Here is an 11395-nt window from a genome sequence, read left to right on the forward strand (position 1 = left end):
GTGTGTGAACCTCCCAAGATCATGCGCGGCGGCGCGGACCGGTGGGGGTTCCGGCTGCCCCGTGACGGAGGACCGTCTTCCGGTGGCTGGCGACCCGACAACGCCCGGAGGTCGAGATCGGTGCCGCACGGGCCGTTCCGTACGCCGCACGCACACCGTAGGGACCGGTCGGTAGGTGGATCAAACGCAGCAGGCGGAAATGCGGGTTTCTTGAAGCGGAGATAATAGAAACTTATGGTGCCGGATGCTCGGATAGTGTTCTCGTCGCGTCGCCGTCTCCTGATCGCCGTGCCGGTCGCCGTCATCGCCCTCGGCGCGGGGCTGTTCGCCGTGCTCCGGTCCACCGGGGACCGACCCGACGAACCGGCCGCCGCCGCCAGGGTCGTCCAACCCGGAGCGCCGGGGCAGGCCGGTCGTACCCTCTCCCCGGCCGAGCAGTCCCAACTGCCGCCGCCACCGTCGCACACCGAGGCCGACGTCCGGTTCATGCAGCGGATGATCGCGCATCACGCGCAGGCGCTGGAGATGACCGCGCTGGTCGCCGACCGTGCGGAGAGCCCCGAGGTGTTGCTGCTCGCCGGCCGGATCCAGACGTCGCAGCGGGACGAGACAACGCAGATGCAGCGCTGGCTGGCCGAACGCGGTGCGGAGGTGCCGGGCCCGCACAGTCGGCACGCCGGGCACGACGCGGCGATGCCCGGGATGCTCACCCCGGAGCAGATGGGCCGGCTGCGGCAGGCCCGGGGCAGGGAGTTCGACCGACTCTTCCTCGACTTCATGATCCGCCACCACAACGGCGCGTTGACGATGGTGCAGCAGCTCTACGCGGCCGGCGGCGGGCTGGAGCCGGCGGCCGACCGGTTCGCCCGCGAGGTCGACGCCGACCAGACGATCGAGATCAGGAGCCTGCGGGAACTGCTGACCAAGCTGCCCGACTGAGCGACAGTATGCCGACGGGCGGGTCCGGCCGGTACTCCGGCCGGACCCGCCCGGCACCGCCAGCGGTGCCTACCGTGCGTCGGCGAACCTCTGTGGAACTTCAGTCAAGGCTGGCGCACTGGCCGGCGGCAGGTCCCCGCACCGTGTTGGCCGCACCGAGGTTGATCGGCGCCGGCGAGTTGCCGGTGCAGCCCAGCGGGCCGCGCACGGTGCTGTCCGCGACGATCGGCTCGACCGTCCCGGTACGGTTCGAGGTCAGTACGGCCGGTCCGGAGATCTCGGTCTGCACGATCGCGACGCTGCCCCGCGTACCGGTGATGCTCACGGGCCCGCGCACCGCGCTCCGGTGCAGGTGCACCGCGACCGCGTTCGAGGCCGAGACCGGACCCGAGATCGACGAGTCGAGCGCGAGCAGGGCGGCACCCGGGCGAACGCTGACCGGACCGTCGACGGTCGCCCCGGTCAGACAGGTGACACCGGTGACCGTCAGCGGTCCCGTGTGCCGACCCGAGACGGTCGAGGTGCAGGTCCGGGCCAACTGGTCGAAGCGGGCCCGGGCCACCGCGAAGCTCGGCGCCCAGGTGATCCTGGTCTGGTGCTGGGCGTTGAACTCCGGCAGTCGTACCTCGCTGGCGGCCGCGATCTCGGCCGCGCTCAGGTGCTGGCTCGGCTTCAGCCCGAAGACGTCGAAGCCACGGGCGATCTCGCTGCCGAAGACTTGACCGTTGTACCAGTACGCCGACCAGAAGCCGCCGAGCACGAGGCTGGTGGGGCTGATCGGTCCCCGGTCGAAGTAGCCGATCTCGCGTGGGTTGGCCGAGTCGGTGAAGTCCAGCAGCGAGATGCCGCCCTGGTACCACGCCTGGGCCAGGATGTCCCGTCCCGGCACCGGGACGAGCGAGCCGTTGTGTGCGACGCAGTTCTCCTGGAGCGTCTGCGGTACCGGCAGCTTGTGGTAGCTGGCGAACCGCAGCTTCCGGTCCACGATGTCGAAGATCGCGTTGGCGCCCCACTGCGGTTGGTCGGTGCTCCGGCACCGTGCCGCCGTGCCGCCGCCCCACTCGTCGGTGAAGACGACCTTCGTGCCGTCGTTGTTGAACGTCGCGGAGTGCCAGTACGCGAAGTTCGGGTCGGAAACCTCGTCGATGCGTACCGGGTTGGCGGGGTCGGAGATGTCGATCAGGATGCCGTTGCCCTCGCAGGCGCCCGCCGCCAGGCCGAGGTCCGGATAGGCGGTGATGTCGTGGCATGCGTCGGTGACCGGTGACGGGCTCCACGAGCCGCCCGAGGGGTGCCTCGGGGCCGGCGGGGTGTTCTGCAACCCGTCGACCGCACCGGTCTCCGGGTCCGTGAACAGTCGGGGGCCGCTGACGACCGCAGCCTGCTCGGGGGCGGCCACCGGGACCTTGATGACGTCGATCCGCCACCGGGCCGGGTCCTCGCCGGCCGCCGAGGTGTTGTTGCAGCCGGCCATCGTGCTGACCGGGCGGACGCCGGAGGTGCCGGAGACGTACACGTAGACGTTCGCGCCGTCGTCCGGGTCGGTCACCAGGGTGTGCGTGTGCGAGCCCCGGCAGGTCTGCACGGCGGCGACCTGCGCCGGGTTCGTCACGTCGCTGATGTCGAAGACGCGGACGCCCTGGAAGCGGGTGCCGACCGAGGCATCGGTACCGCAGTCGAGACGGCCGCGACTCTCCTCCACCGACATGAAGAGCAGGTTGCCGTGGACGCTGAGGTCGCCCTGCCCGCCCGGGCACACCACGCTGGTGACCAGCGTCGGGTTGGCCGGCTGGGAGATGTCGTAGATGGTGAAGCCGTTGAAGTTGCCGATGAAGGCATGGTCGCCGCCGAAGGCGAGATCCGTTCCCGCGTAGCCGAAGTCACCCGGGTTGGCCGGGTTGACGAAGCCCGCCGGCCTGTCCCGGTGGGCCAGCAGTTCGAGGTTGCTGCTCGCGCTCTGCGCGTCCAGCCACCCCGGGCCGAGATCGATGCGCGGGTCCGGCTCGGGCTCCTGGCCCGACGCCGTCCCCGGTAACAAGGCGGCGAGGAGTATGGCTGCCGCCGCCACGCCGACCGTCCGGCGTCTCCCGCCCGATGTGCGATCCGACCGAGTCATGGATGTGTCCTCCGTGCACGATGCCCCAGCGGGTGGCGACGACGTGCGTCGGGGCGCGTGCACGCCGCGTTAGTAAGGACCGTACCGCGTGTAGTCTCGGGAAGATCATGAATATTTTGCGAGGGACGCGAAAACCACCGGCCGCTATCCGGCCGCACCGCGTTCCTCGGAAGGCTGTGCGAGGGCGGTTGCCGGCTCCCCGGTCCCGGTCCCGGGCTGGGACCGGGGAATCTGGTCGAGCACGAAGGACTCGAGTCGGTCCCATGCGGACTGAAGCAGCTCCGCCGGATCCTCGGCGGCCAGCATCTCGCGCCCCGGCACGAAGGCGCTGCGGGTGAAGTACTCGCCGTTGGCGAAGTAGCTCAGCTTCAGTACGGTGTGCCGGCCGTGGGACTGCAGCATCGGGATCAGCACCGGCCCGGGGAACGGGGACCGACAGTACGGGCAGACCTGGCAGGGTTCGCCGTCGCGCCGGCCGTCCAGGGGAACGCCGTGCCGGTCGCAGCGCCGGCACCGCCGCTGCCACGCCTGGCCCGGCGCGCTGCGCAGTCGGGGCGGTCCGACGTCACCGGCGAACGGCGACGACCCGGCGCCGGTGGGAGTGGCGGCCTGCCAGGGTCCGGCGTACGGCACCGTGCGGCGGGGATCGGTCAGCTCACGTTCCAGCCGCCGCCAGAGCCCTCGAATCCGTCCGACCAGGTGCTCGGGCACCGAACCCGGTCGTGTCTCGTCGGGGTCGCCGAGGTCGCAGCCGACGTACCGGTGCCCGTCGTCGAGCCGCAGGTGCCAGCTCCCGGGCTGGCTGGCCCGCTCGAAGACCCGCGCCCGGTAGGGGCCCTCGTACCAGGTCTGGCCGCCGAGGTCGACCAGGTCGTCGTCGGCGGCCGCGGTGACCAGGTCGGGACGCCACCGCATGGGCGTGGCCAGGTGACCCGTCTCCCGGGTGTCGGTGTCACCCCCGACGTGGCTGGGCCGACAGTCGTCCGAGCAGTACGCCGAGCCGTCGGCGGGGGCGGCGCCGCAGGGGCAGAGCCCGGACGTGGCCCGGTCGATCCGGTCGAGCAGGTTGGCCATGGTATCGCCGCCTCGGTGCAGGTGGACCCGTCCGGCGCGTCGCCGGGCGGAGACTCAACGCATTCAAGGGTATCGCTCGATGCCGATCGGTGGACCGGTGGTGCGGCGGACGCCGCCGGTGGCGCGGCGGACGGCTGAGCCCTCCGTCCGCCGCACCCCTCGGCCGGAGCTATCCCGGCCGGTCCTCCGGATACCAGCGCAGTTCGACGGTGTTGCCGTCCGGGTCGGCGACGTAGATCGAGATCGCCTCGCCGCGCGCACCGAACCGGCCGACCGGCCCCTGCAGGACGGTGAAGACCCCGGACTCGATCACCTCGGTCCAGTCCAGTGGCTCCACCACCAGGCAGATGTGGTCGACGTTCGATTCGCCCCGCTGGCCGCGTACCAGGTCGATGATGGTCTCCGGGCTGATCCGGGCGGACGGGAACGGGACCTTGCCGGCCCGCCACTCGTCGACCCGGACCGGTGCCAGTCCGAGAGTCCCGCAGTAGAACGCCAGGGAGCGTTCCACGTCCTGCACGGTGAGCACGAGATGGTCGAACGCCTTGACCTGGATCGGCTTCGCCTGCATCGTCGTCACCTCGACTCCAGGTCGGCGGCCCGGCGCAGCCAGTCGGTGAAGAGCGTCGGGTCGATCTCGTCGACGCCGTGCAGTCGCACCGACGCCATCCGGCGGGCGCCCGGGACGAGCCGCCCGGACGGGTCGGCGAGGTCCTGCCCCCGCCACAGCCCGAAGGTCAGGTACGACCGGTACCCCTTGACCAGGCAGACCGGCCGCTGCCCGGGTCTGCCCCCCAGACCCCAGGTCGGGTGACCGTGCCACATCCCGCCGGTCGCCTCCGGCAATGCCGTGTCGATGATCGGCCGGAGCTTCTCGCCGATTTCCCGCAGCGGTGCGTCGAGACCGCTCAGGTAGTCGGTGATCTCGGTGTTGCCCATTTTCTCCTCCTGTGGTCGCGCCGGTCGGCTCTGCTGCTCGGCGTCCTGGCCGGAACCCCGGTCCGCTGGTGACGCCTCTTACGATCCGCGCAACGGCGACCGGGACCAAGCCGTGATCGGGCTACGATCGTTGAACCAGATTCAACGATGGGCGTCGACGTGCTGGAACGACACGAGATCGAGACCTTCCTGACCCTCGCCGAGGAGCTGCACTTCGGCCGTACCGCGCAGCGGCTGCGGGTCACCACCGGGCGGATCAGCCACGTGGTGAAGAAGCTCGAACGCCGGGTCGGGGCGCCGCTGTTCGAGCGCACCAGCCGGGTCGTCCGGCTCACCCCGATCGGGCGGCAGCTGGCGGCCGACCTGACCCCGCTGGTGGCCGGGATCGACGAGGCCGTACGCCGGGCCGTCGACGCCGGGCGCAACGTCACCGGGCGGCTCCGGGTGGCGTTCCTGGGGGAGGGGACCGCACCGCTACTGCTCAGCGCGGTCAACCTCTTCACCAGACGGCATCCCGAGTGCGAGGTCGAGGTGCACGAGGCGCAGCTCGCGAACACCCGGTCGAGCCTGCTGGACGGCTCGGTGGACGTGCTGATCGCCTCGTTCCCGTTCGACGGGATGGCGAACGGGCCGGCGCTGCTCTCCGAGGGGCGGGTGCTCGCGGTCGCCGCCGACCATCCGCTGGCCGGCGCCGCCTCGGTCACCCTGGAGGTCCTCGCCGACCACCCGGTGGTGCAGTATCCGGCGGTCACCTCGGCCGGGTTCAAGCGCGACCGCACGCCCGAGCACACCCCGTCCGGACGGCCGGTGCCGAAGGGGCCGGTCGGGAACACCTTCTCCGAGATGCTCTCGCTGGTCGCCCTCGGTCGGGGCGTACTGCCGGTCGGCGAGCAGAGCAGGCGGTACTATCCCCGCCCCGACCTCGCGTACGTGCCGATCTCCGACGCGCCGCCGATCGAACGCGGCCCGATCTGGCTGGCCACCAACAGCACCGCCCGGGTCCGGGAGTTCGTTCGGGCCGCCGTCGACGCCAACCGGCCGGCCCCGCCCGCGCCGGCCCCGCCCGCGCCGGCCCCGCCCGCGCCGGCCCCGCCCGCGCCGGCCGCAGTGGACGGAAGCGGCGGAGCACGACGGTGACAGGCGGGTTCTCCGGCCGCCATCGTCCTGCCGTGCATTACCGCCGCTCCGGTTACGGCCTCCCCTTCGGATGACGGTCGACGAAGGCCATCCACGGATCGGTCTCCGGGGCCTCGCCACCCGCACCCACCGCTGGTCGGGGCAGGTCGGACGTCGGCCGCGCGGGCGGCTCGCCGGCCTCGACGGCACCGCGCCGGGCAGCCGGCGTGGGCCCGGCCGGGACCGGCGGCACCGGACCCGCCTGCGCGGTGTCGCGGCTGGCGGCGAGCAGTGCCGCCAGGGCGGTGGTGATCGGTACGGCGGCGATCAGCCCGATCGTGCCGACCGCGCTGCGTACCAGTTCCTGGGCGATCAGTTGACTGGTGAGCAACTCGCCGACCGGGGTGGCGGTGTCGGCGGCGAAGAGCAGCATCAACGGCAGGGAGGCGCCGGCGTACGCCAGCACGATCGTGTTGATCACCGATGCGATGTGTGCCCGACCGATCCGGGTGGCGGCGGAGTAGAGCCGCCGGAAGCCGTACCCGGGGTTGGCCAGGGCGAGTTCGCCGACCGTGGCCGACTGGGTGACCGTGACGTCGTCGAGTACCCCGAGGGAGCCGATCACGATGCCGGCGAGCAGCAGCCCACGCATGTTGACCTCGCCCTGGGTGATGGAGAGGTAGTTCGAGGTCTCGTCGGCGATCCCGGAGAGGTGGGTCGCGGCGGTGGCGATCGCGGAGAGGGCAGCGGTGATGGTCAGGCTGACCAGGGTGCCGGCCACCGCGATCGTGGTGGTCATGTTGAACCCGTGCGTCAGGTACAGCACGGTGAGCATGATCGCCGCGGCGCCGACGATGGCGACCAGCAGCGGTGAGCGCCCGTCGAGGATGGCCGGCACGATGAACATCAGCAGCACCGCGAAGGTGACGCCGAGCCCGGCCAGGGCGCTCAGGCCGCGCCACCGGCCGAAGGCGAGGACGGCGAGCGCGAACACCGCGCCGAGCACCCACAGCTGGGTGGACCGCTGGTGGTCGATGATCGAGTACTGCCGCTCCGGGCTCTCCTCCAGGTAGAGCAGCACCACGTCGTCCCCGGCGGCCACCCGGACGGCGCCCGGACCGGACGGTACGTCGGTGCTGACCCGCTGGCCGGCTCCGACACCCTCGGTCAGTTCCACGGTGACCGTGCCGCAGTCGGTCGGTGCGCCGGCCGGCAGTTCCTCCCCGGCGGGCGGGGCGGCGCAGGGGGCCGACTGGACGGCGGTGACCGTGCCGAGCACCTGGATCGGCCCGTCGGCCGGAGCGGGCGCGGGGGTGTCCCGGGGCCAGAGCAGCGCCATCGACACGAGGGTGAGGACCGCCGCCGGGATCAGCAGGGCCAGACTCAGCCGGCGCGCGGCCCGGCTGGCTGGCCGGCCGGGGCGGTGCGGGTGGCTGTGTGTGTGTTCGGAACTCATCGGCTCGACCGCTGGCCTTCCTCGTAGGCTCGTTCTGCTCCCCGGCGAACTGGAACCAGAGCGGGTACGGGTCGCGTCGGCGAGGGCTCCGGCCCCGAGCATCGCAGCCGGAGGCTCCCGACGGGCCAGCATGACACGCCGGTGACCTGCCGGACACGACCAGGACGGCCTCCGGCCCCGGCGGTCAGCGGATGAGGATGTCGGTCAGTCGGGCGGCGGTTTCCTGGTTCAGTGGTGAACAAGGTGGGAACCCCGGCCGTTCACGGCTGGGAGGAGCGCCGTCACGGATCGGGACGCTTCTGGTTCTCGATGTACTCCGTGATGACGGCCAGCGGCGCCCCGCCGCACGAGCCGGCGAAGTACGAGGGCGACCACAGGTGTCCGCCCCATAAGTAGCGGGACAGGTGGCCGCTGAACTCCTTGCGCAAGTAGCGGGCCGACACACCCTTGAGGCTGTTGACCAACTTTGACAAGGCAACCGTTGGCGGGTAGTGAATGAGCAGGTGCACGTGGTCATCCTCGCCGTTGAACTGGCGCAGTTCGGCGCCGAAGTCGGTGCACACGTCGGCCATGACCTGCTGGCACCGGTCGAGGATCGGGCCGGTGAGCGCCCCGCGCCGATACTTCGTGGTGAAGACCAAATGCGCGTGCAGGTGGTAGACGACGCTCCGGCCGCGTCTGACGTAGGGGTCTGGCGTCCACCGTGGTGACATAGACCAAATGATGCGATGGTCGAGTGAAGCTGGTTGTGCAGGTGAAGCTGCTGCCGACGCCGGAGCAGGCGTCGGCACTCGCGGCGACCCTGGCCGCCTGCAACACCGCGGCGACCGAGGTCGCCGCGCTCGCCCGCCAGCTGGGCTGCTACCGCAACTACGACCTGCGACAGCACACCTACCACCGGATCAAGATTGACCACCGGCTCGGCGCCCAGGCCGCCCAGCACGTGATCAAGAAGGTCGCCGACGCTTACGCCACCCTGAAGGCGAACATCAGGGCTGGCAACCTCGGCCGGCCCGGTAGCCGTCGACGACGTCGGGCCGAAACTGGTCCGGTCCGCTTCCGGTCCGACGCCGCCCAGCCGTACGACGCCCGGATGCTGTCCTGGCAGGCCGACGCCCGAACCCTCTCCATCTCCAGTCGGTCAGCGCCTCCGTTAGGTTTCGACCACCATGGTCGATGGGGAGAGACTGTGGACATGGGCGAGATAAAGGTGGGCACCTCCTCCTGGGCCGACCGGTCGCTGCTGACGTCCGGCTGGTACCCCCGATCGGCCAACACCCCGGCCGGGCGGCTGGCCTACTACGCCGAGCGCTTCGGCCTGGTCGAAGTGGACACCACCTACTACGCCGTACCGGCACCGGAGACGACCTCGGCCTGGGTGGACCGCACGCCACCGGACTTCACCTTCAACGTCAAGGCGTTCGGCCTGTTCACCGGGCACGGAGCGGAGCTGGCGGCGCTGCCCCGGGACCTGCGACCGGACGGCCGGGACACCGGTCGGGTACGCCGCCGCGACCTGCCGGAGCCGACCTACGACGAGCTGTGGCAGCGGTTCCGGGAGGCGGTCGCGCCGATCGCCGGGGCCGGCAAGCTCGGCGTACTGCTCTTCCAGTTCCCGCCCTGGCTGGCGCACGGCGAGCGGGCGAAGCGGCGGATCCTCGACGCCGCCGAGCGGTGCCGCCCGTGGCGGGTCGCGGTCGAGCTGCGCAACGCGTCCTGGTTCGACGGCGACAACGCGCCGGACAGCGTCGGCTTCCTCGCCCGGCACGACATCTCGATGGTCAGCGTCGACATGCCGCAGGGGCACGAGTCGTCGATCCCACCGCTGCTGCTGGCCACCGCCGAGCCGGCGGTGATGCGGTTCCACGGCCACAGTGCGGAGTGGAGCACCGGGGGAAAGGAGGACCGGTTCCGGTACGCGTACGGCGACGACGAACTCGCCGACTGGGCGAAGCGGCTGCGCGGCCTGGCCGGGGAGACCGACGAGCTGCACGTGCTGCTGAACAACTGCTGCGCGGGCCAGGCACAGCGGGACGCGGCCACCCTCGCCGGCATGCTCGGCCCCGAGGCGGACTGGCCGGGCCGGCACGCCCGGCGCCGTGCCGCCCTGCGGGTGGTGCGGTGACCGTCGGCCGTACCCTCGACTGTCGCACCGCGCGGATAGGGTGTGGGGCAAGCCACCCGGTCCGCCCCGGACCTCGCCCCCGGAGGTCACGCGATCATCGACGGCATCACGATCCGACAGCTCACCGGCCGGGTCTGGATCTCGCCCGGCGACCCCGACCCGGCGAACGTCCAGGCCGGGGTGGCGGTAGTCGCCGACGAGCGGGGCAGCGTCGTCATCGACGCCGGGCACAGCCCCGCACACGGCCGGGCGATCCAGGCTGCCATGCGGACCGCCGGGCTCCCCCCGGCCGGCTGGCTGGTCTACACCCACCACCACTGGGACCACGTCTGGGGCGCCTGCGCCTGGCCGGATGTGGAGATCGTCGGGCACGTCGCCGGACAGGACCTGCTCCGGCGGGAGGCGGTCCGGCCGTGGAGCCACCGCTACCTGCGCGACCAGGTGCGGGAGAACCCTCGACTCGGTCCGAGCTTCCGGGCCCGGGCGCTGGCCATGGAGACCTGGACCGATTTCAGCGTGCTGCCCCCGACCCGCACCTTCACCGACGAGCTGACCCTGCCGACCGGCGTACGGCTGCGGCACGTCGGCGGCGCACACGCGCCCGACTCGACGGTGGCGTACGTCCCGGACGCCGGGGTCGTCCTGCTCGGCGACTGCTTCTATCCACCACCGGCGCACCTGCGCGGCCCCGACGACGGCCTCGATCTGGCGATGCTGCGCGGCCTGCTTGACGACGACTACGAGTGGTACGTCGACAGCCACGGCGAGCCGGCCACGCTGGCCCAGGCCCGGCAACTGATCTCGGCCTGACCAACCGGCACCCGCTTCGCACGGTCGGTCAGGCGCTGGCGCCGCCGCGCGGATCTCGCACACCACCTGGTCGAGGAGGGCCTGCTCCGCCGCGGCCGATCCGGCGGGGTGCCCGTGATCCCGCGGTTGACCCTCGACCTAGTCGAGGCCGCAGCATCGACGGCGGCGAACCGGCCGACGCAGGGGAGTGGACGATGGGGCGGGACACCGACGGGACGATGGCGGGCATCGCCGAGGCGGTCGGCTGGGGGCAGGCCGGGCGTACCGAGGCGGCACGCGAGCGGCTCACCGAGTTGTGGGAGCGGATCGGTCCGACCGGTGATCCCTTCCACCGCTGCACACTGGCGCACTATCTGGCCGATCTCCAGGACGACCCGGCTGAGGAACTCCGCTGGGACCTGCGGGCGTTGGAGGCGGCCGACACGCTCACCGACGAGCGGGTCCAGCGGCACGACAGTAGCTTCCAGGTCGCGGCGTTCCGGCCGTCGTTGCAGCTCAACCTCGCCGAGGACTACCGCAAGCTGGGCCGGCCGGACCGGGCCCGGGAGCACCTGACCCTCGCCCGGGATGCGCTGCCGGCCCTCGGCGACGACCCGTACGGCCAGATGATCAGGGACGGTGTCGAACGGCTCGCGGCACTGCTGGCCGGCACCGACCCGACGGTCGGTACCTGACGACCCGGAGAACCCGGTAGACGGCGAAAGGGCCAGCCCCGGTCGGGGCTGGCCCTTTCGTGTGGTGTCCGGTTCTGGTTATGCGGAGTAGCCGCGTTCGGCGGCCCAGTTGGCCAGGGTGATGGTGCTCATCCAGTACTCGGCCT

The 11395-nt window shown here is 71.7% G+C and carries 11 protein-coding genes; 5 read left to right on the top strand and 6 right to left on the bottom strand.

The genetic code is table 11. The features are described 5' to 3' along the window. Positions 1–255 precede the first annotated feature (255 nt). On the top strand, positions 256–939 hold the full coding sequence (locus ABNF97_RS20365; protein ID WP_165436606.1) for a DUF305 domain-containing protein: 684 nt from the start codon (positions 256–258) through the stop codon (positions 937–939). A gap of 100 nt (positions 940–1039) precedes the next feature. Here ABNF97_RS20365 and ABNF97_RS20370 read toward each other — a convergent pair whose 3' ends face one another. From ABNF97_RS20370 to ABNF97_RS20385, 4 genes are all read right to left on the bottom strand, one after another. Beyond that, positions 1040–3055: an LVIVD repeat-containing protein gene (locus ABNF97_RS20370; RefSeq protein ID WP_165436605.1), complete on the bottom strand. Its 2016-nt coding sequence runs from the start codon at positions 3053–3055 to the stop codon at positions 1040–1042. A 144-nt stretch (positions 3056–3199) separates the two neighbouring features. Then, positions 3200–4129 (bottom strand): hypothetical protein, encoded by a 930-nt coding sequence (locus ABNF97_RS20375; RefSeq protein WP_349339429.1) that lies wholly within the window; start codon positions 4127–4129, stop codon positions 3200–3202. 169 nt (positions 4130–4298) lie between these two features. Continuing rightward, entirely contained in the window at positions 4299–4700 is a 402-nt protein-coding gene (locus ABNF97_RS20380; protein ID WP_130465666.1) for a VOC family protein, read from the bottom strand. Positions 4701–4705: 5 nt separating this feature from the next. After that, entirely contained in the window at positions 4706–5068 is a 363-nt protein-coding gene (locus ABNF97_RS20385) for a DUF1801 domain-containing protein (protein ID WP_130460952.1), read from the bottom strand. A gap of 159 nt (positions 5069–5227) precedes the next feature. Here ABNF97_RS20385 and ABNF97_RS20390 point away from each other — a divergent pair, with 159 nt between their 5' ends. Beyond that, a complete protein-coding gene (locus ABNF97_RS20390; RefSeq protein ID WP_349339440.1) occupies positions 5228–6205 on the top strand; it encodes a LysR family transcriptional regulator in 978 nt (325 codons plus the stop codon). Between the two features lie 52 nt (positions 6206–6257). Here ABNF97_RS20390 and ABNF97_RS20395 read toward each other — a convergent pair whose 3' ends face one another. After that, a complete protein-coding gene (locus tag ABNF97_RS20395) occupies positions 6258–7640 on the bottom strand; it encodes a YibE/F family protein (RefSeq protein WP_349339430.1) in 1383 nt (460 codons plus the stop codon). A 281-nt stretch (positions 7641–7921) separates the two neighbouring features. Then, entirely contained in the window at positions 7922–8353 is a 432-nt protein-coding gene (tnpA, locus tag ABNF97_RS20400) for an IS200/IS605 family transposase (RefSeq protein ID WP_349339431.1), read from the bottom strand. Positions 8354–8376: 23 nt separating this feature from the next. On the opposite strand from tnpA, the gene ABNF97_RS20405 reads away from it, so the two are divergent. The 3 genes from ABNF97_RS20405 to ABNF97_RS20415 all read left to right on the top strand — a co-directional run bounded on the left by ABNF97_RS20405 (position 8377) and on the right by ABNF97_RS20415 (position 11249). After that, positions 8377–9765 carry a DUF72 domain-containing protein gene (locus ABNF97_RS20405; protein ID WP_502930524.1) on the top strand — a complete coding sequence of 463 codons (1389 nt, stop codon included), beginning with the start codon at positions 8377–8379 and terminating at the stop codon, positions 9763–9765. Positions 9766–9807: 42 nt separating this feature from the next. Then, entirely contained in the window at positions 9808–10575 is a 768-nt protein-coding gene (locus ABNF97_RS20410; RefSeq protein WP_349339432.1) for an MBL fold metallo-hydrolase, read from the top strand. A 194-nt stretch (positions 10576–10769) separates the two neighbouring features. Continuing rightward, the gene (locus ABNF97_RS20415; protein WP_349339433.1) at positions 10770–11249 is read left to right on the top strand and encodes a hypothetical protein; all 480 of its coding nucleotides are present in this window, start codon (positions 10770–10772) and stop codon (positions 11247–11249) included. The last annotated feature ends 146 nt before the right edge of the window (positions 11250–11395 follow it).

It is taken from the genome of Plantactinospora sp. B6F1 (genome assembly GCF_040120695.1).
Taxonomy (GTDB): Bacteria; Actinomycetota; Actinomycetes; order Mycobacteriales; family Micromonosporaceae; genus Plantactinospora.